Below are 23,575 nucleotides of genomic sequence, written 5' to 3' on the forward strand. Positions count from 1 at the left end.
GGGGAACCTCGCGGTTCCCCTTTTTCGCAAAATCTGTGGTCGATTAACGACGCAGACCCAGCTTGGCGATCAGAGCAGCGTAACGCTGAACGTCTTTACGCTTCAGGTAGTCCAGCAGCTTACGACGCTGGGAAACCATGCGCAGCAGACCGCGACGACCGTGGTGATCCTTGGAGTGCTCCTTGAAGTGACCTTGCAGATGGTTGATCTGGGCAGTCAGCAGGGCAACTTGCACTTCGGGGGAGCCGGTGTCGTTGGCGCAACGAGCGTTGTCAGCAACGATTTGAGCTTTGATCTCAGCATTTAGAGACATGGTATTACTCCGATAGAGTGTTTAAAGGTTCACAGCCAATCTCTAATTCAGCCGTGAAATGAGGGCGGTATCATAATCGCAGCGGACCCGTAACGCAATGGCTAACTCGCCCGTCGCCCTGCCGCCATTACTCCTCGTCGTGATAGCGAACCAGACGCTTGGGGGCAACCCGCCCTTCGTCGTCGATCTCGCCCACGCCGATGAATTCGCGCTCGGGGCCGACCGTCATGCGGACCTGGCCGCTGGCGGGAACACCCGGCACCTGGACAGCCTGACCCTGGTTCACATAGGCGGCGATCACCGCCAGCATGTTCACCTCGGGCAGGGAGGCCACCGCCGTGTCCATCGGCAGCAACAGGGGATCGAGCTGCTCTCGGGGCGGCACGCTCTCGGCCTTGGTCTGCTCGAAGATGCATTCGAGCTGCTCCAGGGTCAGCATCCGCTCGTACGGGTACTGGGCCACCTGGGTGCGGCGCAAGGCGGTGACGTGGGCGCCACAGCCGAGCACTTCCCCCAGATCGTCCACCAGGGAGCGAATGTAGGTGCCCTTGCTGCAGTGCACCTCCAGCTTCACCTCGTCCCCCTCGAAGCTGATCAGCTTGAGTTCGAAGATGGTGATGGGACGCGCTTCCCGCTCGATCTCTATGCCTTCGCGGGCATATTCGTAGAGGGGGCGACCGTTGTGCTTGAGGGCCGAATACATGGACGGCACCTGCATGATGGGGCCGCGGAACTGGTCCAGGGCCTCGATCAGGGTGCCCACGGCCACGTCCACCGGGCGGGTGGAGACCACCTCGCCGTCGGAATCGCTGGTATTGGTGCGCTCGCCCAGCTTGGCGGTCACCTCATAGCGCTTGTCCGCCTCCAGCAGGTACTGGGAGAACTTGGTGGCCTCGCCCAGGCAGATCGGCAGCATGCCGGTCGCCAGGGGATCCAGGGCGCCGGTGTGGCCGGCCTTGGCGGCATTGTAGATGCGCTTGACCTTCTGCAACACATCGTTGGAGGTCAGCCCGGTCGGCTTGTCCAGCAGCAGGATACCGTGTACGTCACGGCCCTTGAAACGACGTCTACGAGACATCTCAGGCGTTATCCTCTGTCTTGTCATCGGCGGCGGGCGCTTCGTCTTCACGGCCGGCTTCGGCCATGCGACGCTTGTCGTCACGCACTGTGTTGGTCACCAGGTTGGAGAGGCGCATCCCCTCGACCAGGGTCTGGTCGTAGTAGAAACGCAGCTCTGGCACCACCCGCAGACGCATGGCACTGCCCAGCAGGCTGCGGATGTAACCGGCGGCCTCGGTCAGGCCCTTGAGCCCTTCCTTGATGCGATCGGCATCGCTGTCGAGCTGCAAGAAGGTGACGTAAACCTTGGCATAGTTGAGGTCCTTGGACACTTCCACGTCCGAGACGGTTACCATGCCGATGCGCGGGTCTTTTACCTCGCGCTGCAGAATGAGCGCGATTTCGCGCTGGATCTGCTGGCCGACCCTGTTGGTCCGGCTGAATTCTCTGGCCATATTCTATCCTGCGATAAAAGGGGGCCTCAGCCCCCTATTTTGTCTTGCTCTCGGCTTACAGAGTCCGTTGGATTTCAACAGTCTCGTAAACTTCGATCTGGTCGCCTTCGCGTACGTCATTGTAGTTCTTGACCGCGATGCCGCACTCGTAGCCGTTCTTGACTTCGTTGACGTCATCCTTGAAGCGGCGCAGGGATTCCAGCTCGCCTTCATAGATGACCACGTTGTCACGCAGAACACGGATACGGTTGGAGCGCTTGACCACACCTTCGGTGACCATACAGCCTGCAACGGCGCCGAATTTCGGCGACTTGAACACGCTGCGGACCTGAGCCAGACCGATGATCTCCTGACGATACTCGGGAGCCAGCATGCCGCTCATGGCCTGCTTCACTTCGTCGATCAGGTCATAGATGACGGAGTAGTAGCGCAGATCCAGGTTCTCGGCCTCGATGACCTTGCGGGCAGAGGCGTCGGCACGGACGTTGAAGCCCACCAGGATGCCGCTGGAGGCGGCAGCCAGGGTCGCGTCGGTTTCGGTGATGCCACCCACGCCGGAGCCCACGATCTTGACCTTGACCTCTTCGGTGGAGAGCTTGACCAGCGCATCGCAGATCGCTTCCACTGAGCCCTGTACGTCGGCCTTGATCACCACGTTCACTTCGGACACTTCGCCCTCGGTCATGTTGGCGAACATGTTCTCCAGCTTGGCCTTCTGCTGGCGAGCCAGCTTGACTTCGCGGAACTTGCCCTGACGATAGAGCGCCACTTCGCGGGCCTTCTTCTCGTCACGCACGACGGTGGCTTCGTCACCGGCCGACGGCACCCCGGACAGACCCAGGATTTCCACCGGCAGGGACGGACCCGCTTCCTTGATCTCGCGACCCAGTTCGTCACGCATGGCGCGCACCCGGCCGTACTCGAGACCACAGAGGACGATGTCCCCCTGGCGCAGGGTACCTTCTTGTACCAGCACGGTGGCAACCGGGCCACGACCCTTGTCCAGGAAGGACTCGATCACGACGCCGTTGGCCATGCCATCGACCACCGCTTTCAATTCCAGTACTTCGGACTGGATCAGGATAGCTTCCAGCAGCTCGTCGATGCCTTCGCCGGATTTGGCGGAGACGTGAACGAACTGGCAATCGCCACCCCAGTCTTCGGACATGACGTTGTAACGGGCCAGCTCGGTCTTGACGCGATCCGGATCCGCTTCGGGCTTGTCGATCTTGTTGACCGCAACCACCAGGGGCACTTCCGCCGCCTTGGCGTGCTGGATGGCTTCGATGGTCTGCGGCATGACGCCGTCATCGGCAGCCACCACCAGCACGACGATGTCGGTCGCCTTGGCACCACGAGCACGCATGGAGGTGAACGCGGCGTGACCCGGAGTATCCAGGAAGGTGATCATGCCACTGTCGGTCTCGACGTGGTAGGCACCGATGTGCTGGGTAATGCCACCGGCTTCGCCCGCGGCGACCTTGGCCTTGCGGATGTAGTCCAGCAGCGAGGTCTTGCCGTGGTCGACGTGACCCATGATGGTCACGACCGGCGCGCGCGGCTTGGCTTCGGAGGTCTCGTCACGATCAGACAGTACCGCCTCTTCCAGCTCGTTCTCGCGACGCAGCACCACCTTGTGGCCCATCTCCTCGGCAACCAGCTGAGCGGTCTCCTGGTCGATGACCTGGTTGATGGTGGCCATGGCGCCCATCTTCATCATCGCTTTGATGACTTCGACACCCTTGACCGCCATCTTGTTGGCGAGCTCCGCCACTGTGATGGTCTCGCCGATGACGACGTCACGGTTGACCACGGCGGCCGGCTTGTTGAAGCCGTGCTTCATGGCGTTGGGCATGGCCATCTTGCCACGCTTGCCCTTGCGGGCACGGGGATCGCGGGAGTTGCGATCATCCTCGCGACGGCCCGGTTTCTTCGGACCCTTGGCGGCGGCGGCGGTACGGCGGCTGGTCTCTTCTTTGCGATCCAGTTCGTCTTCGGCTGCCTGAGCATGCTTGTTGGTGGTCAGGTGGTAGTCGCTGCTCTCTTTGGCGCGAGCGGCTTCTTCCTCGGCCCAGCGGGCCGCATTTTGTTCCGCCATCAGACGAGCCTCTTCGGCTTTCTGAGCGGCGAGTTCCTCAGCTTTTTGCAAAGCTGTTTGTTCCTGTTGGCGCTTCAGTTCTTCTGCTTCGCGCTTGGCCATCTTTTCTGCCTCTTGCTGAGCTGTGCTACCGGCTGCTTTGGCGGGCTGCTGAGCCTGCCTGGCCTTTGATTGTGCCTCGATGCGCGCCTTTTCCTCAGCCTCACGACGAGCCTGCTCAGCCGCCAGGCGAGCCTTCTCCTCAGCCTCACGACGAGCCTTCTCTTCGGCCTCGTGACGGGCTTTTTCTTCTGCTTCCAAACGCGCTTTTTCCTCGGCTTCCGCCTGACGCTGTTCATCTTCCAGCGCCGAACGTCTTACATAGGTGCGAGACTTGCGCACTTCTACCTGCACTTCCTTGTTCTTGCCGCCAGTGCCTTGAACACTCAGGGTGCTCTTGGTCTTGCGCTGCAAGGTCATGCGGGCAGGTGCGGTGACCTCGTCACCTCCATGCTGTTTCTTCAGATGGGCCAGCAGAGTCTGTTTCTCGGACTCGCTGACCAGATCGTCGGCCTTGTTCTTGCTGATACCGGCATCGACAAACTGCTGGAGAAGACGATCAACCGGTGTGTCGATGTCAGTGGCAAGTTGTTTGACTGATACTTCTGCCATTCATTTTCCTCCGTTTGATCTTAACTGGACTGCTCTTCCCCGAACCAACAGATATTGCGAGCAGCCATAATCAGCTCACCGGCTTTCTCAGCCGTCAGCCCTTCAATGTCGGCAAGGTCATCGATGCCTTGCTCTGCCAGATCTTCCAGATTGCCGATACCGCGAGCAGCCAGAGCATAGGCCAGTTCGCGATCCAGGCCTTTGAGACCGAGCAGTTCTTCGGAAGGCTCGACGCCTTCGAACGATTCTTCTTTGGCCAGGGCCTTGGTGGTCAGGGCATCCTTGGCACGGGTGCGCAGCTCTTCGACCATGTCTTCATCCAGACCGTCGATGGCCAGCAGCTCGTTCACCGGGACGAAGGCGATCTCTTCCAGGGTAGAGAAGCCCTCTTCCATCAGCAGACCGGCGAAATCGTCGTCGATGTCCAGGGTGCTGGTGAACAGGTTCATGATGCGGTCGTTCTCGGCCTGGTGCTTGGCACGCATGTCCTCGACGGTCATGACGTTCAGCTCCCAACCGGTCAGCTGGGAAGCCAGACGCACGTTCTGACCGTTGCGGCCGATGGCCTGGGCCAGGTTGGCGGCTTCCACGGCGATGTCCATGGTGTGGTTGTCTTCATCGACGATGATGGAGGCCACATCGGCCGGCGCCATGGCATTGATCACGTATTGGGCCGGGTTGTCATCGTACAAGACGATGTCGGCGCGCTCACCGCTCAGTTCGGCGGAAACCGCCTGAACGCGGGCACCACGCATGCCGATACAGGCACCGATCGGGTCGATGCGACGATCGTTGGTCTTGACCGCGATCTTGGCGCGGGAGCCCGGATCACGGGCGGCGCCCATGATTTCGATCATCTCTTCGCCGATCTCCGGTACTTCGATGCGAAACAGCTCTTTCAAGAAGTCCGGGCTGGAGCGGCTGACGAACAGCTGGGAGCCACGGGCCTCGGGACGCACGGCGTAGAGCAGGCCACGGATGCGGTCACCGGGGCGGAAGGTCTCGCGCGGCAGCATGTCGTCACGGAAGATCACCGCCTCGGCATTGCTGCCCAGATCCAGGATGACATTGTCACGGTTGCTCTTCTTGACCACACCACTGATGATGGTGCCTTCCTTGTCCTTGAACTGGTCAACGACCTGGGAACGCTCGGCCTCGCGCACTTTCTGCACGATAACCTGCTTGGCGGTCTGGGTGGTGATGCGATCGAAGGTCACAGATTCAATCTGGTCCTCTACGTAGTCACCGACCTGGATCTCGGGGTCATCGATCTGGGCCGCTTCCAGGGTAATTTCACCGTAAGCGTTCTCCATGGAGGCTTGATCGGCCACCACGACCCAGCGGCGATAGGTGTCGTAATCACCGGTCTTGCGGTCGATTTCGACCCGCACTTCAATTTCGCCTTCGTATTTCTTCTTGGTCGCCGTCGCCAGCGCGGTTTCCAGCGCCTCGAAGATCTTCTCGCGGGGCACGGCTTTCTCGTTTGACACTGCGTCAACGACCAGCAAAATTTCTTTATTCATATCCGATAGCCTCGTTAACCAAAGTTCGGCACTATGTTCGCTTTTTGGATATTGGTGAAAGCGAACAGCTCGTCCTTACCGTCTACCGTCAGGGTGATGGTATCCCCCTGCACGGCTTTGATTACGCCTTTGAACTTGCGGCGGTTATTTGTTGCCATTCGAAGCTGCACCGCCGCCTCCTGGCCAACGTATTTTTCGAACTGGGCAACCTTGAACAGGGGACGATCCAGACCGGGTGAGGAGACTTCCAGGTAATACTCCTCGGTGATGGGATCTTCAACGTCCATGATGGCACCGACCTGACGGCTCACTTCGGCGCAATGTTCAACGGTCACACCCTGCTCGCTGTCGATGAAGACACGCAGGGTCGAGTGTTTACCCGCACGGATAAACTCCACACCCCAAAGTTCAAAACCCAAGGCTTTGATCGGCGCCTCGAGCAGATCGGTCAAACGCTGTTCCAACGTAGCCAAAGTTACCCTCCGAAAAAACAAAAAAAGGGCATATAGCCCAGATGAAGTACAAACTCAGAGTAAATTGCACATAACAAAAAGCCCCGATGTCAAATCGGGGCTTGGCGCTTTACCCTGATTGTCGCCTCGCAGCGACCGCTTTCCTGAGCGAAGGAATGCGTGAAATTTGGTTGCGGGGGCCGGATTTGAACCGACGACCTTCGGGTTATGAGCCCGACGAGCTACCATGCTGCTCCACCCCGCGTCCGAAATCGTGCGAGATTATAGCCTTATCAAACTTTTCGTACAAGAATGAAGAGCCATAATATACCTGGTTACCCAGGCTCACTGCTTAATTGGTGCCGTGGGCGGGACTCGAACCCGCACACCCTAGAGCACTACCCCCTCAAGATAGCGTGTCTACCAATTCCACCACCACGGCAAAACTCACTCAATTGGGAACGTCGGAATCTTTCTTCACCGGCGCTTCTACCTGCTCAACCTGTTGGGTTTGTTGCAGATTTTCCCACTCGCTTCCCTGTTTTACCTTGTTGCTGGACATAGAACCCAGCAGCAGGCTGATGACAAAAAACAGAGTTGCCAAAATCGCTGTTGTTCGGGTCAGGAAGTTGCCTGAACCACTGGAGCCGAATACGGTATTCGATGCCCCTGCGCCGAAGGAGGCGCCCATGTCAGCCCCTTTACCTTGCTGAATCATCACCAGACCGATGAGGGTCAAGGAAACCAGCAGATAAACGACTAAAAGAATCTCGTACATTTAACTTGCACCCTTTGCCGCTTCAACAATTCCTAAAAACGCCTGGTCATCGAGGCTTGCTCCGCCAATCAGGCCGCCGTCAACGTCGGGTTGGGCAAACAAATCTCTCGCATTGGCCGGTGTCAGGCTCCCACCATAGATGATTCTAACTTTCTCACCTATTACCGGAGTATCCTCCGCCAAGCGACCACGAATAAAGGAATGAACCTCTTGTGCCTGCTCGGGTGTGGCGCATTTACCTGTGCCTACTGCCCAAATCGGCTCGTAGGCGATGATAGCATTATCGAAAGCCATCGCGCCATTCTTCTCTATGACGATGTCCAGCTCCTCGGCTATCACCTCAAAGGTACGCCTCGCCTGCCTTGCAGCGCCTGACTCACCCAGACAGAGTATGGGTATCAGACCTGCCGACCTGGCCGCAGCGAACTTCTCCGCCACGATGAAACTGGTCTCTCCAAAGAGACGCCTGCGCTCGGAATGCCCTACTATGACGTAACGACATCCTGCCTCAATCAGCATCTCACACGAGATCTCCCCCGTATAAGCGCCAGATTGGTGCTGACTCATGTTCTGAGCCCCCAACTTCATCACACACTGATCACTCAGCAGACGCGACGCGAAGTCGAGATGCACATGGGACGGGCACAGCACAGTTTCAACCCTCTCATCCAACCCCTTGAGGCAAGCGGTGGTGAACTGCTCCAACTGCGACCTGCTACCGTGTAACTTCCAGTTGGCTGCTACAAACGGCTTCCGATTCCCCATCGGCGAACTCCCTTGCGAAAGCGAGGCAGATAATATCCAGAGGACATTGAACTGACAAGCGCTATTTTTGATTTTTTGAATCGTTTGAACAAGATACAACCAGGGCGGTATAAATACCGCCCTGTTCGCTCATTAAAACGCCGACTTTACCCGCTGGGCGATGCGCTCTGCCATGTCACGCACCTGAGCCTCATGCTCCCCTTCCACCATGACCCGGATCAGCGGCTCGGTCCCGGACTTGCGCAGCAAGACGCGACCACGGCCTGCCAGCTCCTGCTCCACTGCGGCCACCTCGCTCAGCACGGCCTCGGATGTCAGGGGATCTCCCCCTTCGGAGAAACGCACATTGATCAGGATCTGGGGGAACTTGCTCATGCCTGAGCGCAGCTTGGCCAGCGGCATCTCGGCGCTGCGCATGGCGGTCAATACCTGCAGCGCGGCCACAATGCCATCCCCCGTGGTGGTCTGATCCAGGCAGATGATATGACCCGAGTTCTCGCCACCGATGCGCCAGCCTTTCTCGTTGAGCATCTCCAGCACGTAGCGATCACCCACCTTGGCCCGGGCAAACGGAATGCCGAGCGTCTGCAGCGCCAGCTCCAGGCCCATGTTGGCCATCAGGGTGCCAACCACGCCCCCCTTGAGGCGACCATTGCGCAACGCATCGCGGGCGATGATGTAGAGGATCTCGTCTCCGTCGATGATGTAGCCTGTGCTGTCCACCATCACCAGGCGATCGCCATCACCGTCGAAGGCTATGCCCAGATCCGCCTTGCACTCCAGCACCTTGGCCACCAGGGCCTCGGGGGCGGTGGAGCCGACACCGTCATTGATGTTGAGACCATCAGGGCTGCACCCCATGGCGATCACCTCGGCCCCCAGCTCGCGAAAGACGGACGGGGCAATGTGATAGGTGGCGCCATGGCCGCAGTCCACCACCATCTTCAGCCCTTCCAGGCTCAGATGGGAGGCAAAGGTGCTCTTGCAGAATTCGATGTAGCGCCCGGCGGCGTCCTCGATGCGCACGGCCTTGCCAAGCTCGGCAGACTCCACGCACTTGAGCTCGCTGTCCAGCTCGGCCTCGATGGCCAGCTCCACCTCGTCCGGCAGCTTGGTACCGTCGGCGGAGAAGAACTTGATGCCGTTGTCGTAATAGGGGTTATGGGAGGCGCTGATGACGATGCCCGCCTCGGCACGAAAGGTGCGCGTCAGATACGCCACCGCCGGGGTGGGCATGGGGCCCATCAGTATGGCCTTGAGCCCGGCGGCGGAGAGGCCCGCCTCCAGTGCCGACTCCAGCATGTAGCCGGAGATGCGGGTGTCCTTGCCGATCAGCACCTTCTTGGTGCCCTTCTTGGAGAGCACCTTGCCGGCGGCCCAGCCCAGCTTCATCACGAAATCAGGAGTGATCGGATACTCACCCACCTTGCCGCGGACACCGTCGGTGCCAAAATACTTTCTTGCCATTGTCTGTTCTCGTTGTTATCTGGAAATGAAATCTTGTCCCGTCATGACCATCCAGCCAGCGCGCAGGGCATCCATGGTCTCTCGCACGTCGTGCACCCGTATGATGCGGGCGCCATGCTGCATCCCGATGAGGGCGCAGGCCAGACTGCCAGCGAGGCGCTCATCGACACTGCGGCCGAGCAGGTGACCTATCATAGACTTTCGCGACATGCCGACCAAGAGCGGCATCCCGTAATCGAGCAACTTCTGCTGCCAGGCCAACAACTGGTAGTTGTGACTCAAGCTCTTGCCAAAGCCATAGCCCGGATCCAGCAGCAGCCGCTCGCGGGGGATGCCGGCCACGAGGCAGGCGGCGATCCGCTGGTCGAAGAAGGCCCTCACCTCCCTCAGCAAGTCGTCGTAGTGTGGCTCCACCTGCATGGTCCTCGGCTGCCCTTTCATGTGCATCAGGCAGACGGGGACGCCCGCCTCTGCAGCGGCGTCGAGCGCCCCCGGCTCCTGCAGGGCCCGCACATCATTGATGAGGTGGCCGCCGGCGGCACAAGCTTCGCGCATCACCACGGCCTTGGAGGTATCGAGGGAGATCATCACCTCCAACTCACGGGCGAGTCGCGCCACCACGGGCACCACACGCTCCAGCTCCTCCTGCTCGCCGACATCCGGGGCACCGGGTCGGGTCGACTCCCCTCCCACATCGATCAGGGTGGCGCCATCGGCCACCATCTGGCGGGCATGGGCGAGGGCCTGCTCTACCTGATGGAAACGACCGCCGTCCGAGAAGGAGTCCGGGGTGACATTGAGGATCCCCATGACGTGGGGACGTTCGAGGGAGAGGCTGAGCCCCTTGCTGGTCAACTGCATGGTAGGGTCCATCTTGCATCAATGAAAAAAACCCCGGGCAAGCCCGGGGTTTCAGAGTGAATGATCTTATTTGGCCGGCACGTCGTTGGCTTTGTCGATATCGACGTTCGCCTCTTTCGGCTCCTCGACCTTCACCTCTTCAGGTTCAGTCTTGGTGGCACTGCCGCCACTTGGCGTATCGCCGTGCTCGTCATGCCAGTTGCTCGGTGCGCGCACCTCGCGACGGGCCATCAGATCGTCGATCTGCTTGGCGTCTATGGTCTCGTACTTCATCAGCGCATCCTTCATGGAGTGCAGCACGTCCATGTTGTCCATCAGGATCTGCTTGGCACGATCATAGTTGCGGTCGATCACCAGCTTGACCTCGGCATCGATGACGCGGGCGGTGTCGTCGGACATGTGCTTGGCCTTGGCCATGCTGCGACCGAGGAACACCTCGCCATCTTCTTCCGCATACAACATGGGACCGAGGCGCTCGGACATGCCCCACTGGGTCACCATCTTGCGGGCGATGTCGGTGGCACGCTCGATGTCGTTGGATGCACCGGTCGATACCTTCTCGGCACCGTAGATCAGTTCTTCCGCCAGACGACCGCCATACAGACTGGAGATCATGGACTCCAGATGTTGCTTGGAGTGGCTCCAGCGATCCTGTTCGGGCAGGTACATGGTCACCCCCAGGGCACGGCCACGGGGAATGATGGAGACCTTGTAGACGGGATCATGATCCGGCACCACGCGACCAATGATGGCGTGACCCGCCTCATGGTACGCCGTCATCTCCTTCTCGGACTCCTGCATCACCATGGAGCGACGCTCCGACCCCATCATGATCTTGTCCTTGGCCCGTTCGAACTCGGACATGGAGACCACGCGGCGACTCTCGCGAGCGGAGAACAGGGCCGCCTCGTTGACCAGGTTGGCCAGATCGGCACCGGAGAAGCCTGGGGTACCACGGGCAATCACGGCGGCATTGACGTCATCGGCCAAGGGGACCTTGCGCATGTGCACTTTCAGGATCTGCTCGCGACCGCGGACATCCGGCAGGCCGACCACGACCTGACGGTCGAAACGACCCGGACGCAGCAGAGCCGGATCCAGCACGTCGGGACGGTTGGTGGCGGCGATGACGATGACGCCTTCGTTGCCCTCGAAACCATCCATCTCGACCAGCATCTGGTTCAGGGTCTGCTCGCGCTCGTCATGACCACCGCCGAGACCGGCGCCACGCTGGCGACCGACCGCATCAATCTCATCGATGAAGATGATGCAAGGAGAGGACTTCTTGGCCTGCTCGAACATGTCGCGCACCCGGGAAGCACCGACACCCACGAACATCTCCACGAAATCGGAACCCGAGATGGTGAAGAAGGGGACCTTGGCCTCACCTGCGATGGCCTTGGCCAGCAGGGTCTTACCGGTACCGGGTGGGCCGACCAGCAGTACGCCGGTGGGGATCTTGCCACCCAGCTTCTGGAACTTGGTCGGATCACGCAGGTAATCCACCAGCTCTTTGACCTCTTCCTTCGCTTCGTCACAGCCTGCGACATCACCGAACGTGGTCTTGATCTGCTCTTCGCTCATCAGGCGAGCCTTGCTCTTGCCGAACGACATGGCACCCTTGCCACCGCCGCCCTGCATCTGACGCATGAAGAAGACCCAGACACCGATCAGCAACAACATCGGGAACCAGGAGATGAAGATGGAGGTGATCAGGGAAGGCTCTTCCGGTTTGATCCCCTCAACCTTGACGTTGTGGTTGAGCATGTCGTTGAGCAGTTGAGGATCCTGCGCCGGAATGATCGTCTGGAAACGTTCACCGGTGCGTTTGACGCCATGGATGACCTTACCGTCCATCCGCACTTCGCGGATCTGCTCTTGGGTCACTTCTTTTACAAAGCTGGAGTAGTCCAGCTGGCGACTGGTGGTATCACTGGGGCTGAAGCTATTGAACACCGACATCAGCACGACGGCGATGACCAGCCACAGGATTAAGTTTTTCGCCATGTCACTCAAATCAGTAACCTCGCAGACTGACAGTTAACGCTAAAAGGTAGGGTACTACAGTTTAAAACCGGTAGCCACAATGTACACTTCGCGCGAGCGGGCTCTTGATGAGTCCGGCTTGCGTATCTTGACTGCTGTAAAAAGTTGTCTAATTTCATTGAGATAGGCATCAAATCCCTCTCCCTGAAACACCTTGGCCACGAAGCTGCCATTCGTACGCAGCACCTGGTTGCACATGTCCAGCGCCAGCTCGACCAGATACATGGCTCTCGCCTGATCCACCTGCTGGGTCCCGCTCATGTTGGGCGCCATGTCTGACATGACCACATCCACCTTGTTCGGTCCCACTCGTTCGAGCAGTGCTGCAAGCACAGTCTCCTCCCGAAAGTCCCCTTGCAGGAAATCGACTCCGGCGATGGAATCCATCGGCAGAATATCGCAGGCGATGACGCGGCCGTTGTCACCCACCTGATCGATGGCAAACTGGGACCAGCCACCGGGGGCGGCCCCGAGATCCACGACCGTCATGCCGGGCTTGAGCAGTTTGTCCTTGCCCTGGATCTCGTCAATCTTGAACACGGCGCGGGATCTCAGTCCAAGTTTCTGGGCTTTCTTGACATATTGATCGTCGAAATGCTCTTTCAACCAGCGAGTTGAACTGGGGGAACGTTTTTTCTGGGTCATGGTTATCGGCTTTAAAAAACCACAAGGGTTATTAGTATTAAGGGCTAAGTGGGGGTAGAATACGCCCCTTTCAACCCTGACTTATGAAGAATTTTGCCATGACGCTCAACAACAAACAGAAACAGTACCTCAAAGGCCTGGCCCACAGCCTGAAACCCGTCGTCCTGCTGGGACAACACGGTCTGACCGAAGGCGTACTGGCCGAGATCGATCTCGCTCTGGCTCATCACGAGCTGATCAAGGTGAAAGTCGCCGCCGAAGATCGCGAGATGAAGCAACTGGTCATGGATGCCATCGTCCGTGAGACCGGTGCCATCAAGGTGCAGAGCATGGGCCACGTGCTGACCATCTATCGCAAGGCCAACGAACCCAAGATCCAGCTGCCCCGCAAGTAAGAGAGAGCGCCGCTCTCTCCTTCCGTTTCCCCTCTTCCCAAGTCGCTTGCCAAAGTAGTCGTCAGGGCCTTAACCTGCGATGAATACTTGGAAGTGTCGACCATGGACCATCAGCAGATACTCACCGACGAAGAACTGACCATGTTGCGGGAGCTGGGGAAAGACCAGGGCTCGGCCGCCGGGCAATCCCTGAGCGGCTACCTGGATACCCCCCTGCTCGGCCTGCTGCAACGGGCGGACATGCTCGCCCTGGAGGCACGCTTCGCCGGGCATCAGCTCAGCTTCCCCCTCTATTTCACCCAGGGGGATGATGGCTTCCTCGAACCTCGCATTGCCGCCCCCGTCATTCAGGAACTCAGCCACGATCACCCCAGGGCCTGGCGTCTGGCCACGGAGGGGACACTGCAGTTGAAGGGGAACGATTACCCGGTCACCAGCCTCTCCCTCAACGGCCTCATCGTCCAGCGTCTGCCCGATACCCTCAAACGGGGCGATGTCCTCCATGCCAGCCTGCTGCTCGATGCACTGGCGCCGCTCACCCTCAGCGGCATCCTCATCAGGGAAGTATGCAAGGGGCAGATCGTCATCGGCTGGGCCGTTCAGTTTCAGATGAGCGAGGCGGATCAGGAGCGGCTGCGGGGCTGGATATTCCAGCATCATCAGAGCACCTTTACCCAGGCTTATGCTCCGCCCGAGCAGTGATGCCCGCAAATGACAAGAGGGGAGCCCGGGCTCCCCTCTTCGTTGCCAGCCACCCGTTACAGGTAGTCGACGCTCAACACTTCATATTCCACATCACCGGCCGGGGTCTTGACGATGGCCACATCGTCCACCTCCTTGCCGATCAGCGCACGGGCGATGGGGGAGTTGACCGAGATGAGGTTCTGTTTGATATCGGCCTCGTCGTCACCCACGATGCGATAGGTCACCTCTTCTTCCGTCTCTGACTTGAGCAGATTGACGGTGGCACCGAAGATGATGCGGCCATTGTTGGCGATCTTGGTGACATCTATGACCTGGGCATTGGAGAGCTTGGCTTCAATCTCCTGGATGCGCCCTTCGCAAAAGCCTTGCTGCTCACGGGCGGCATGGTACTCGGCGTTCTCTTTCAGATCACCATGTTCACGGGCATCTGCAATCGCTTCGATAATCTGCGGACGCAGCTCGCTCTTCAGATACTCGAGCTCTTTGCGCAGCTTCTCGGCGCCGCGCACAGTCATCGGAGTTTGATTCATAGTCGAAACCTGGGTTGCTTTATAAAGAGAAGCTGCGGCAATCAAAGAGAGCCGCAGCTATCGGTTCGGATGGGGCATCTTAATATGAAGCCGGGGGAAAATCCATGGTACCCCCGTGATGCGGCCCCCGCTTCAGCCTCGTTTATTGCGAGTCGTTCGGTACTCCTATCGGGTCCGATACGCTCGCCTTGCCCTGCATGATGGCAATCTCGACCCGGCGGTTGGCGCGGCGATGCTCGGTCGAATCGTTCGGCATCAAGGGCTGGGAATCGGCCATGCCCTGCACCACGAGTCGGCTCTGGTCGAAACCTTCCACCCTGATCATCTGATGGGCCACCGCCACCGCCCGCTGGGAGGAGAGCTCCCAGTTGGAGCGAAACAGTTCATTCTCGGTCGCGACATCATCGGTGTGGCCGGAGACGGTGATCTCCCCCGGCACATCCTTGAGCAAGCTGGCCACCTTGCGGATCACCGGCCAGAACTGGGGTTGCAAAAACGCAGACCCCGCCGGGAAGGAGGCCTTCTCGCGGATGCGGATGATGACCTGCTGGCCCAGCGACTCTATCTCGATGGCGCCGTCCTGGATCTGATCCTGGAGCTGCTCCGCCAATTGCTTCGCCAGGGCGTTGGATTGGGCCTGCTGCTGTTGCTGCTGCTCCTCCCGTGCCTGTTCGCTGGTCTTGCCCCCCGCCAGATCCCCTGCCTCCTTCTGCTGGCCCCCGGCCTGATCGGCATCCCCGGGCTGAAACTCCAGCTCGGTCTGGGTCATGTCAATGGTCTGCTGCATGATGGTGTCGATCGGCGTCGGCTCCGGTCGCCCCGGCCTGAACTCCTGGGCGATGACGGAGGTCCCCTTCGGAATATCCTTCACCTCCAGCAGATTCTGCACCCCGAAGGCGTACTTCATGGAGCCGGCGATCTGCTTGAACTTGAGCACGTCCATCTCGGCAAAGGAGAGCAGCAGCACGAAGAAGCACATCAACAGCGACATCAGGTCGGCAAAGGTCCCCATGTAAGAGGGCAGGCCCGGCGGCGGACACTTGCATTTAGACATGGCTATTCCTATTCGGCGCCGTCATTGCGCTTGGATTGGTTCAGGTAATTTTGCAGCATGGACTGGATCACGCGAGGATTCTGACCGTCCTGAATGCCCATGATGGCATCCAGGATCAAGGCCCGGGAGAGGCGCTCCTCGCCACTGCGCAGCTCCAGCTTGTCGGCGATAGGGATGGCAAACATGTTGGCCTCGATGGCGCCATAGAGGGTGGTCAGCAAGGCAACCGCCATGGCCGGCCCGATGGACTTGGGATCGCTCATGTTAGACAGCATGGCAACAAGCCCCACCAGGGTCCCTATCATCCCCATGGCGGGGCCAAGATCGCCGAGGGCGCGAAACACCTTGATCGCCATGATGTGTCGCTCCGAGGTGAGCTCCATGTCTTTTTCCATGACGGCGCGCACCACCTCGGCATCATGGCCGTCCACCAGCATGTCGATCCCCTTCTTCATGAAGGTGTTGGGGATCTCCGCCGCCTCCAGGGCCAGGAAGCCCCCCTTGCGGGCCGCATCCGCCAGCTCGACTGCCTTCTGGATCAGGTCGTCGAGCTTGTCCCCCTTGTGCATGAAGGCCTTGCCTGCGATCTTGAACGCCCCGAAGAACTGGCCAACGTTGAACTTCATCATGGCGATGAAGATGGAACCCAGGATGGTGATGCAGATGGAGGGGACATCGACGAACATGCTGAGGGAGCCCCCCAGGATCATGCCGTAGATCACCACCCCAAAGCCGAGCACTATGCCGATAAGACTACCTAGATCCACGCCGCTACTCCTGTCAGCCGATTCTTGAATTCATCATATTTCATTGAATTTTCTGCTATTGCATCCCGAGCGGCAAGCGCGAAAGTGCGCACCTGACCCCTGTCGGCTTATTTATCGGCCGCCACGGCCAGAGTTTGAGGCAATGACGCTTTCCCGCTCCCCCCCAAGGGGCGACGATGTTAAGATGAGCCGTTTTTTCAATCCCCGAGGATGAACATGGCCAGTAAAAAAATCGACCGACTGAGTTTTGATGCCACTCTGGAAGAGCTGGAAACCATAGTTCATCAACTCGAGCAAGGTGCCCTCCCCCTCGAGGAGGCGCTCAAGCAGTTCGAACAGGGTATCCATCTGGTGCGGGCCGGCCAGCAGAAGCTGGAGCAGGCCGAGCAGAAGATCCAGATCCTGTTGACCCAGGCCGATGGCGACGAGCAGGCCGTTCCCTTCCAACCCGAGCAAGGAGCCTGACCCGTGTCGCTGGATAGCTTCTCACGCCTGTATCGCCAGCGTATCGATGATCGGCTGTCACAACAGCTCGATGCCCTCCCCCCCATGGCGCCCCGGCTGCGCGAGGCCATGAAGTATGGTCTGCTATTGGGAGGCAAACGAGTACGTCCTTTCCTGGTCTATGCCGTCGGCGAAATGCTGGGAGTCGAGACGGATCGACTCGATGGCCCGGCCGCCGCCGTGGAGTGCATCCACGCCTACTCCCTGCTCCATGACGACCTGCCCGCCATGGATGACGACGATCTGCGTCGTGGCCAGCCGACGGTGCACAAGGCGTTTGACGAGGGCACCGCCATCCTGGCCGGTGACGCCCTGCAGACCCTGGCATTCAGCATACTGGCGGATCATCCCATGCCCGATACCTTGATGGCCAACCGGGTGCGCATGCTGAGCACCCTGGCCCGCGCCTCGGGTTACCTCGGCATGTGCGGCGGTCAGGCGTTGGATCTGCAGGCCGAGGGCCGCCAGATCACCCTGGCGGAACTCGAACAGGTTCATCGCCACAAGACGGGGGCCCTCATCGAGTGCGCCGTCACCCTGGGCGCCCTGTGCAAGGCCGACATGGATGAGCAGACCCTGGGGGCGCTGCAAGCCTATGCGGCCGCCATCGGGCTCGCCTTCCAGGTGCAGGACGACATCCTCGACATCACGGGGGATACCGCCACCCTCGGCAAGCCGCAGGGGTCGGATCTGGCGCAGGAGAAGAGCACCTACCCGGCCCTGCTCGGCCTGGAGCAGGCCCGTGAGCTGGCTCGCGAACTGCATGGCAAAGCCTTAACAGCCCTGCGCCCTTTGCCCTACAATACCGATATTCTGGAAGCGTTTGCCGATTACATCATCGAGCGAACCCACTGAACGCTGGATAACAGTAACAATATGAGCGTTGATATAAGCAAGTTCCCCAACCTGGCCCTCGCTGACACCCCGGTTGAGTTGAGATCCCTGCCCAAGGAGAGACTGCCCGTCCTGTGCAACGAGCTACGTGAGTACTTGCTGCGCTCGGTGAGCCGCTCCAGCGGCCATCTCGCCTCCGGCCTTGGCACCGTCGAACTGACGGTCGCCCTGCACTACGTCTACAACACCCCGTTCGATCGGTTGGTGTGGGACGTGGGCCACCAGGCCTATCCCCACAAGATCCTGACCGGACGGCGGGAGCGGATGCAGAGCATTCGCCAGAAGGATGGCCTGCACCCCTTCCCGTGGCGTGGCGAGAGCGAGTATGACGTGCTCTCGGTCGGCCACTCCAGCACTTCCATAGGTGCCGCCCTTGGCATGGCGGTGGCCGCCGAGCGCGAAGGGCTGGGGCGCAAGGTGGTGGCCGTCATCGGCGATGGCGCCATCACCGCCGGCATGGCGTTCGAGGCCCTCAATCACGCAGGGGATGTCCACAAGGACATGCTGGTGGTGCTCAATGACAACGAGATGTCCATCTCCGAAAACGTCGGTGCCCTCAACAACCACCTGGCCCGCCTGATGTCCGGCAAGCTCTACACCACCATCCGCGAAGGCGGCAAGAAGGTGCTGGCGGGGCTGCCACCGGTCAAGGAGCTGGCCAAGCGGGCCGAGGAGCACCTCAAGGGCATGGTGGTGCCTGGCACCCTGTTCGAGGAGTTTGGCTTCAACTACATCGGCCCCATCGACGGCCACGACATCGAGGCCCTGGTCGAGACACTGCGCAACATGCGCAACCTCAAGGGGCCCCAGCTGCTGCACGTCAAGACCAAGAAGGGCAAGGGCTACGAGCCCGCCGAGAAGGATCCCATCGGTTACCATGGCGTGCCCAAGTTCAATCCGGACGACTGCGCCCTGCCCAAGAGCGCCGGCGGCAAGCCCACCTTCTCCGCCATCTTCGGCCAGTGGCTGTGCGACATGGCGGCCAGGGACGAGAAGCTGGTCGGCATCACCCCCGCCATGCGCGAAGGCTCTGGCCTGGTCAAGTTCAGCCAGCAGTATCCGGATCGCTACTTCGACGTGGCCATCGCCGAGCAGCACGCGGTCACCTTCGCCGCCGGGCTCGCCATCTCGGGCCAAAAGCCCGTGGTCGCCATCTATTCGAGCTTCCTGCAACGGGCCTATGACCAGCTGATCCACGACGTGGCGCTGCAGGAGCTGCCGGTGCTGTTCGCCATCGACCGGGCCGGTCTGGTGGGGGCCGACGGCCCGACCCATCAGGGGGCGTTCGACATCAGCTTCCTGCGCACCGTGCCCAACATGGTGGTGATGACCCCATCCGACGAGAACGAGTGCCGCCAGATGCTCTACACCGGCTATCTGTGCGATCGGCCCGCGGCGGTGCGCTACCCGCGCGGCAGCGGTGCCGGCATCGAGGCGCAAGCACAGATGCAGGCGCTGGCCCTCGGCAAGGGGCGCATTGTGCGTGAGAGAGAGGGACGCGGGGGCAAGGCCACCGCCATCCTGGCGTTCGGCACCCTGCTCCATCAAGCCAAGGCCGCCGCCGAGGCGCTGGACGCCACCCTGGTGGACATGCGCTTCGTCAAACCCATGGACGAGGCGCTGGTGCTCACACTGGCCGCCAGCCACGATCAGTTTGTCACCCTCGAGGACAACGCCATCATGGGCGGGGCCGGCTCCGCGGTGAACGAGCTGCTGATGCGCGCCAGGCAGTGCAAGCCGGTACTCAATCTCGGCCTGCCGGATCGCTTCATCGAACAGGGCACCCAGGAAGAGATCTATGCCCTGCTGGGTCTGGACAGTGCCGGCATCCTGGCCAGCATCGAGGCCTGGCAGCAGGCCTGACCGATAACCGCGAGCAATGAAGAAGGGCGCCTGATGGCGCCCTTCTTGTATTTGCACTGCTGACTCGAGTCAACCTTTGTAGATTTTTGGGTTGAACACATCCCGCAACCAGTCACCCAGGAGGTTGATGACCAGCACCAGCACCACCAGGCAGATGCCCGGGAAGGCGGTGATCCACCAGGAGCCGGAGAAGATGTAGTTGAAGCCCACGCTGATCAGCGACCCCAGGGACGGCTGATCCACCGGCATCCCCAGCCCGAGGAAGGAGAGTGCCGCCTCGCTCATGATGGCGTTCGCCACCTGGACGGTGGAGATGACCAGGATGGGCGACAGGCAGTTGGGCAGTATGTGGCGGAACATGATGCGCGGGGCACGGAATCCCATCACCTGGGCCGCCTCCACATACTCCTTCTTCTTCTCCGCCAGCACGGAGGCGCGCACCGTCCGGGCATATTGCGGCCACTCGGCGATGCCGATGATCACCACCAGCATGACGATGGCGAACTGCGAATAGAGCTCGGAGCCAAAGCTCGCCTGGAAGATGGCGGAGATGATGATGGCCACCATCATGGTGGAGAACGACAGCTGCACGTCGGCAAAGCGCATCAGCAGGCTGTCGATGCGGCCACCGTAATAACCGGCGATGAGGCCGATCACGATGCCGAGCACCAGCTGCAGGCCGACGGCGAACAGACCTATGGTGAGCGAGATGCGGGCGCCATAGAGGATGGTGCTCCAGATGTCGCGGCCCTGGTTGTCGGTGCCGAGCCAGAAGCGCGCCTCGCCGCCATCGAGCCAGGAGGGCGGCAGCTCCGCATCCATCAGATCGAAACTGGTCTGGTCATAGACGTTGTGGGGCGCAATCCAGGGGGCCAGCAGGGCCGCCAGCACGAATGCCACGAAGATGGCGAAGCTGAACATGGCTACCTTGTCCCGCAGGAAGTAGTAGACGATGTCAGAGTTCTTGAAGCGAGTCCAACGGCTTGGGCTCGCAGTTACAGCGTTACTCATGCGATTACCCCTTCGTAGCCAGGCAGATAGCCGGGTTGATGACAAAACCCGCGTGGTTGCGCCATGTCAAACGGCGGCTCACAGTTACAGCGTTAGTCATCTGTTACCCCTTGGCAGTCAGGTTGACGGTCGGGTTGATGAACCCGTAGAGCAGGTCGACCAGGGTATTGGTCACCACGAAGATAAGGCCGACGAAGATGACGTAGGCGGTGATCAGCGGGGTATCGACCCTGTGGATGGCTTCCAGGAACAGGAACCCCGTCCCCGGCCACTGGAACACGCTCTCGGTCAATATGGTGTAGGCCACCATGGTACCGATCTGCACGCCACCGACGGTGATGACCGGCAGCATGGTGTTCTTGAGGGCGTGCTGGTAGTAGACCTTGTTGTTGTCCAGCCCCTTGGCACGGGCAAACTTCACGTACTCGGAGGAGAGCTGCTCCAGCATCTCGGAGCGCACCAGCCGGATAAACAGCGGCAACATGATGGAGGAGAGGGAGACCGCGGGCAGGATCAGGTGCAAGATGCCGTCCCAGGTAAAGAAGCCCGACTCCCAGCCCAGCAGGTTGTAGGTCTCGCCCCGGCCATAGGCCGGCAGCCAACCCAGCTGGATGGAGAAGAGATACATCAGCATGATGGCGGTCAGGAACACGGGGATCGAGATGCCTATGCTGCTCACGGCCATGATGATCTTGGTCAGTATGCTGCGCGGGCGAATGGCGGAATAAACCCCGAGCGGAATGGAGACCAGGACGATAATGAGGGCGGCGCCAAACACCAGTTCCAGTGTGGCGACGAGCTTGTCGAGAATGACCTCGAGGGCCGGGCGCTTGAAGAAGTAGGATGTCCCCAGATCTCCTTGCACCGCATTTTTCAGGAAGCGACTGTACTTCACCAGGAAGGGATCGTTGAGCCCCATCTTGTCGCGCAGCTCCTGACGCTGAGCCTCGGAGACGGATTGTCCCACCAACTCGCGCAGGGGATCCCCCAGGTTGTCCTGGATGGAGAAGGCGACCAGGCTGATGACGAACATCACTATCACGGCCTGATAGAACCGTTTCAGCAGGAATGTAAACATGCTTGTCCTTGACTCTGGCCGATGTCTTGGCATCGGCTTCTGTTAATGGCGGGGGCACCGTCACGATGCCCCCGCCCGTCCTTCTTGCGGGGTAATTACTTGCCTACCACCAGGTCGCCAAAGTACGGGAAGTTCATCACGTTGACGATGGGCTTGATGTCGGCGTTTTTCTTGGCGCCGTAGGCCAGGTTTTCCCAGTGCAACGGCACATAGGCGGCGTCGTCGATCAGCATGGCTTCGACTTTCTGCAGCATGGCGCTACGCTTGGCCGGATCGGTTTCCGCGTTCGCTTCCATCACCAGCTTGTCCGCCTCGGCGTTGGCATAGCCGGCACAGTTGTACTGGCCCATGCCGGTCTCGGCGCTCTTGGTGAAGGTCAGGAACTCGAAGAAGTTCGCGGTATCTTCGGTGTCGGAGTGCCAGCCGATCAGCTGCATGTCTGCGGCGCACTTGTCAAACTCCGGCCAGTACTGGGCCACCGGCATGGTCTTCAGATCCACCTTGATGTTGATCTTGGAGAGCATGGCGGAGACGGCCTGAGCAATCTTGACGTCGTTGACATAACGGGCGGCCGGGGAGATGAAGCTCATCTTGAAGCCTTGCTCGTAACCCGCTTCCTTCATCAGGGCCTTGGCCTTGGTCAGATCATACTGGGGCACCAGGGCCTCGTTGTGGCCGGCATAGCCTTTCGGGCTCAACTGGCCGGCCGGAGTACCGAAGCCCTTGTTGATCTTGTCGACGATGCCCACCTGATTGATGGCATAGTTGATCGCCTGACGCACGCGCTTGTCTTTCAGGGCCGGGTTGGTGCTCTGGTTCAGCTCGATGATGATGGCGCGGGTACCGGACAGGGTCACCAGCTGGGTGTCCTTGCCTTTCTGGACCCGCTCCAGATCGTTGGGGGCGACCGGGTAGATCACGTCCACGTCTCCACCCAGCAGGGCGGCAACACGGGTCGCGTCTTCCTTGATGGGCACCAGGGTCAGGTTGTCGACGTTGCCCTTGGAGGACTTGTCCCAGTAGTTGGCGTTGCGGGTGTACTCCAGCTTGACGCCCTGCTCGCGGAACTTGACGCTGAACGGGCCGGTGCCTGAGACGTTGGTGGAGGCGAAGGAGTCGCCGTTCTTGACGATCTCACCCTTGTCCTTGCCCGCCTCTGTCTTGCCGGTATAGAACTTGGAGTCCATCGGGAAGATGTAGGTCACGGTCTGCAGCACCAGGGGATAGGGCTTCTCGGTGATGAGATCCACGGTGAAATCATCCACCTTCTTGACGTCGGCAATGGGGTCGAAGATGGCCTTGAAGTCGACGGAGTCTTTCAGACGCTTGACGGTCCACACCACGTCATCGGCGGTGAAGTCGTTGCCTGAGTGGAACTTGACGCCCTTGCGCAGGTGGAAACGCACCGTCTTGTCGTCGATGCGTTCGAATTTTTCGGCCAGACGGGGCTCGAACTGCAGATCCTGCGTCCAGCGCATCAGGGGGTCAAATACCAGGTGAGACATCTCCAGGGTCTGACCGGAGAGCTGCTCCTGGGGATCCAGCGAAGTGGGATCAGAGGCGACGGCGACCTTGATGTCGGCGGCAGAGACATTGAAGGCCAAACCGGCCGCAAACAACGCCATTGCAATCTTGGATAATCCTTTCTTCATGTCTTTCTC

23 protein-coding genes and 2 tRNA genes are annotated in these 23,575 nt (G+C 60.0%); 5 read left to right on the forward strand and 20 right to left on the reverse strand.

Translation table 11 applies throughout. The annotated features are described in order from the left end of the window. Positions 1 to 43: 43 nt before the first annotated feature. From rpsO to rlmE, 14 genes are all read right to left on the reverse strand, one after another. Complete coding sequence (gene rpsO, locus ACW5W4_RS13755; protein WP_005298162.1) at positions 44 to 313, reverse strand: 30S ribosomal protein S15; 270 nt, start codon at positions 311 to 313, stop codon at positions 44 to 46. Between the two features lie 127 nt (positions 314 to 440). Continuing rightward, entirely contained in the window at positions 441 to 1,391 is a 951-nt protein-coding gene (gene truB / locus ACW5W4_RS13760) for a tRNA pseudouridine(55) synthase TruB (RefSeq protein ID WP_456689761.1), read from the reverse strand. A gap of 1 nt (position 1,392) precedes the next feature. Continuing rightward, positions 1,393 to 1,827 carry a 30S ribosome-binding factor RbfA gene (gene rbfA, locus ACW5W4_RS13765; protein ID WP_041995719.1) on the reverse strand — a complete coding sequence of 145 codons (435 nt, stop codon included), beginning with the start codon at positions 1,825 to 1,827 and terminating at the stop codon, positions 1,393 to 1,395. 55 nt (positions 1,828 to 1,882) lie between these two features. Continuing rightward, entirely contained in the window at positions 1,883 to 4,576 is a 2,694-nt protein-coding gene (infB, locus tag ACW5W4_RS13770) for a translation initiation factor IF-2 (protein WP_408795151.1), read from the reverse strand. A gap of 20 nt (positions 4,577 to 4,596) precedes the next feature. Further along, a complete protein-coding gene (nusA, locus tag ACW5W4_RS13775; RefSeq protein WP_041995713.1) occupies positions 4,597 to 6,099 on the reverse strand; it encodes a transcription termination factor NusA in 1,503 nt (500 codons plus the stop codon). Between the two features lie 14 nt (positions 6,100 to 6,113). Continuing rightward, entirely contained in the window at positions 6,114 to 6,572 is a 459-nt protein-coding gene (rimP, locus tag ACW5W4_RS13780) for a ribosome maturation factor RimP (RefSeq protein ID WP_408795149.1), read from the reverse strand. Between the two features lie 167 nt (positions 6,573 to 6,739). Beyond that, positions 6,740 to 6,816, reverse strand: a tRNA-Met gene (locus ACW5W4_RS13785). 92 nt (positions 6,817 to 6,908) lie between these two features. Beyond that, positions 6,909 to 6,993 (reverse strand) — tRNA-Leu (locus tag ACW5W4_RS13790). A 9-nt stretch (positions 6,994 to 7,002) separates the two neighbouring features. Further along, a complete protein-coding gene (gene secG / locus ACW5W4_RS13795) occupies positions 7,003 to 7,329 on the reverse strand; it encodes a preprotein translocase subunit SecG (protein ID WP_041995708.1) in 327 nt (108 codons plus the stop codon). Next, positions 7,330 to 8,094, reverse strand: coding sequence for a triose-phosphate isomerase (gene tpiA, locus ACW5W4_RS13800; RefSeq protein WP_456689793.1), 765 nt, complete (start codon positions 8,092 to 8,094; stop codon positions 7,330 to 7,332). Positions 8,095 to 8,226: 132 nt separating this feature from the next. Next, the gene (gene glmM, locus ACW5W4_RS13805; RefSeq protein WP_456689762.1) at positions 8,227 to 9,561 is read right to left on the reverse strand and encodes a phosphoglucosamine mutase; all 1,335 of its coding nucleotides are present in this window, start codon (positions 9,559 to 9,561) and stop codon (positions 8,227 to 8,229) included. Between the two features lie 15 nt (positions 9,562 to 9,576). Further along, positions 9,577 to 10,422: a dihydropteroate synthase gene (gene folP, locus ACW5W4_RS13810; protein ID WP_456689794.1), complete on the reverse strand. Its 846-nt coding sequence runs from the start codon at positions 10,420 to 10,422 to the stop codon at positions 9,577 to 9,579. 66 nt (positions 10,423 to 10,488) lie between these two features. Continuing rightward, complete coding sequence (gene ftsH / locus ACW5W4_RS13815) at positions 10,489 to 12,438, reverse strand: ATP-dependent zinc metalloprotease FtsH (protein WP_456689763.1); 1,950 nt, start codon at positions 12,436 to 12,438, stop codon at positions 10,489 to 10,491. A 45-nt stretch (positions 12,439 to 12,483) separates the two neighbouring features. Then, the gene (gene rlmE, locus ACW5W4_RS13820; RefSeq protein WP_456689764.1) at positions 12,484 to 13,113 is read right to left on the reverse strand and encodes a 23S rRNA (uridine(2552)-2'-O)-methyltransferase RlmE; all 630 of its coding nucleotides are present in this window, start codon (positions 13,111 to 13,113) and stop codon (positions 12,484 to 12,486) included. A gap of 98 nt (positions 13,114 to 13,211) precedes the next feature. On the opposite strand from rlmE, the gene yhbY reads away from it, so the two are divergent. Next, positions 13,212 to 13,508, forward strand: coding sequence for a ribosome assembly RNA-binding protein YhbY (gene yhbY, locus ACW5W4_RS13825; RefSeq protein ID WP_041995693.1), 297 nt, complete (start codon positions 13,212 to 13,214; stop codon positions 13,506 to 13,508). Positions 13,509 to 13,610: 102 nt separating this feature from the next. Further along, positions 13,611 to 14,210: a PilZ domain-containing protein gene (locus ACW5W4_RS13830; RefSeq protein WP_456689765.1), complete on the forward strand. Its 600-nt coding sequence runs from the start codon at positions 13,611 to 13,613 to the stop codon at positions 14,208 to 14,210. 56 nt (positions 14,211 to 14,266) lie between these two features. Here the strand turns inward: ACW5W4_RS13830 and greA are convergent, their stop codons facing one another. The 3 genes from greA to pomA form a co-directional block, all read right to left on the reverse strand. After that, a complete protein-coding gene (gene greA / locus ACW5W4_RS13835; protein WP_427261132.1) occupies positions 14,267 to 14,743 on the reverse strand; it encodes a transcription elongation factor GreA in 477 nt (158 codons plus the stop codon). Between the two features lie 142 nt (positions 14,744 to 14,885). Continuing rightward, entirely contained in the window at positions 14,886 to 15,797 is a 912-nt protein-coding gene (locus tag ACW5W4_RS13840) for a flagellar motor protein MotB (RefSeq protein WP_427261133.1), read from the reverse strand. Positions 15,798 to 15,805: 8 nt separating this feature from the next. Then, positions 15,806 to 16,564, reverse strand: a complete 759-nt coding sequence (gene pomA / locus ACW5W4_RS13845) for a flagellar motor protein PomA (protein ID WP_408795101.1) — start codon at positions 16,562 to 16,564, stop codon at positions 15,806 to 15,808. Positions 16,565 to 16,780: 216 nt separating this feature from the next. Between pomA and xseB the strand changes: the two genes are divergently transcribed. Genes xseB through dxs form a run of 3 tightly spaced genes read left to right on the forward strand, consistent with a single transcriptional unit; the run spans position 16,781 to position 19,825 of the window. Next, positions 16,781 to 17,029: an exodeoxyribonuclease VII small subunit gene (xseB, locus tag ACW5W4_RS13850; protein WP_427261134.1), complete on the forward strand. Its 249-nt coding sequence runs from the start codon at positions 16,781 to 16,783 to the stop codon at positions 17,027 to 17,029. 3 nt (positions 17,030 to 17,032) lie between these two features. Then, positions 17,033 to 17,923 (forward strand): (2E,6E)-farnesyl diphosphate synthase, encoded by an 891-nt coding sequence (gene ispA / locus ACW5W4_RS13855; protein ID WP_456689766.1) that lies wholly within the window; start codon positions 17,033 to 17,035, stop codon positions 17,921 to 17,923. Positions 17,924 to 17,944: 21 nt separating this feature from the next. Beyond that, positions 17,945 to 19,825 carry a 1-deoxy-D-xylulose-5-phosphate synthase gene (gene dxs / locus ACW5W4_RS13860; RefSeq protein WP_456689767.1) on the forward strand — a complete coding sequence of 627 codons (1,881 nt, stop codon included), beginning with the start codon at positions 17,945 to 17,947 and terminating at the stop codon, positions 19,823 to 19,825. A gap of 69 nt (positions 19,826 to 19,894) precedes the next feature. On the opposite strand, the gene ACW5W4_RS13865 is transcribed toward dxs, so the two are convergent. The 3 genes from ACW5W4_RS13865 to ACW5W4_RS13875 all read right to left on the reverse strand — a co-directional run bounded on the left by ACW5W4_RS13865 (position 19,895) and on the right by ACW5W4_RS13875 (position 23,566). Further along, positions 19,895 to 20,836, reverse strand: coding sequence for an ABC transporter permease (locus tag ACW5W4_RS13865; protein WP_408795093.1), 942 nt, complete (start codon positions 20,834 to 20,836; stop codon positions 19,895 to 19,897). 103 nt (positions 20,837 to 20,939) lie between these two features. Beyond that, positions 20,940 to 21,914: an ABC transporter permease gene (locus ACW5W4_RS13870; RefSeq protein WP_408795091.1), complete on the reverse strand. Its 975-nt coding sequence runs from the start codon at positions 21,912 to 21,914 to the stop codon at positions 20,940 to 20,942. Positions 21,915 to 22,009: 95 nt separating this feature from the next. After that, on the reverse strand, positions 22,010 to 23,566 hold the full coding sequence (locus ACW5W4_RS13875; RefSeq protein WP_408795088.1) for an ABC transporter substrate-binding protein: 1,557 nt from the start codon (positions 23,564 to 23,566) through the stop codon (positions 22,010 to 22,012). Between the last annotated feature and the right edge of the window lie 9 nt (positions 23,567 to 23,575).

It is taken from the genome of Aeromonas crassostreae, from assembly GCF_054052445.1.

What these genes read in the sequence shown, in the direction of transcription:
- rpsO (WP_005298162.1), bottom strand. Translation starts at nt 313, where the DNA reads ATGTCTCTAAATGCTGAGATCAAAGCTCAAATCGTTGCTGACAACGCT.
- truB (WP_456689761.1), bottom strand. Translation starts at nt 1,391, where the DNA reads ATGTCTCGTAGACGTCGTTTCAAGGGCCGTGACGTACACGGTATCCTG.
- rbfA (WP_041995719.1), bottom strand. Translation starts at nt 1,827, where the DNA reads ATGGCCAGAGAATTCAGCCGGACCAACAGGGTCGGCCAGCAGATCCAG.
- infB (WP_408795151.1), bottom strand. Translation starts at nt 4,576, where the DNA reads ATGGCAGAAGTATCAGTCAAACAACTTGCCACTGACATCGACACACCG.
- nusA (WP_041995713.1), bottom strand. Translation starts at nt 6,099, where the DNA reads ATGAATAAAGAAATTTTGCTGGTCGTTGACGCAGTGTCAAACGAGAAA.
- secG (WP_041995708.1), bottom strand. Translation starts at nt 7,329, where the DNA reads ATGTACGAGATTCTTTTAGTCGTTTATCTGCTGGTTTCCTTGACCCTC.
- tpiA (WP_456689793.1), bottom strand. Translation starts at nt 8,094, where the DNA reads ATGGGGAATCGGAAGCCGTTTGTAGCAGCCAACTGGAAGTTACACGGT.
- glmM (WP_456689762.1), bottom strand. Translation starts at nt 9,561, where the DNA reads ATGGCAAGAAAGTATTTTGGCACCGACGGTGTCCGCGGCAAGGTGGGT.
- folP (WP_456689794.1), bottom strand. Translation starts at nt 10,422, where the DNA reads ATGCAGTTGACCAGCAAGGGGCTCAGCCTCTCCCTCGAACGTCCCCAC.
- rlmE (WP_456689764.1), bottom strand. Translation starts at nt 13,113, where the DNA reads ATGACCCAGAAAAAACGTTCCCCCAGTTCAACTCGCTGGTTGAAAGAG.
- yhbY (WP_041995693.1), top strand. Translation starts at nt 13,212, where the DNA reads ATGACGCTCAACAACAAACAGAAACAGTACCTCAAAGGCCTGGCCCAC.
- ACW5W4_RS13830 (WP_456689765.1), top strand. Translation starts at nt 13,611, where the DNA reads ATGGACCATCAGCAGATACTCACCGACGAAGAACTGACCATGTTGCGG.
- greA (WP_427261132.1), bottom strand. Translation starts at nt 14,743, where the DNA reads ATGAATCAAACTCCGATGACTGTGCGCGGCGCCGAGAAGCTGCGCAAA.
- ACW5W4_RS13840 (WP_427261133.1), bottom strand. Translation starts at nt 15,797, where the DNA reads ATGTCTAAATGCAAGTGTCCGCCGCCGGGCCTGCCCTCTTACATGGGG.
- xseB (WP_427261134.1), top strand. Translation starts at nt 16,781, where the DNA reads ATGGCCAGTAAAAAAATCGACCGACTGAGTTTTGATGCCACTCTGGAA.
- dxs (WP_456689767.1), top strand. Translation starts at nt 17,945, where the DNA reads ATGAGCGTTGATATAAGCAAGTTCCCCAACCTGGCCCTCGCTGACACC.
- ACW5W4_RS13865 (WP_408795093.1), bottom strand. Translation starts at nt 20,836, where the DNA reads ATGAGTAACGCTGTAACTGCGAGCCCAAGCCGTTGGACTCGCTTCAAG.
- ACW5W4_RS13870 (WP_408795091.1), bottom strand. Translation starts at nt 21,914, where the DNA reads ATGTTTACATTCCTGCTGAAACGGTTCTATCAGGCCGTGATAGTGATG.
- ACW5W4_RS13875 (WP_408795088.1), bottom strand. Translation starts at nt 23,566, where the DNA reads ATGAAGAAAGGATTATCCAAGATTGCAATGGCGTTGTTTGCGGCCGGT.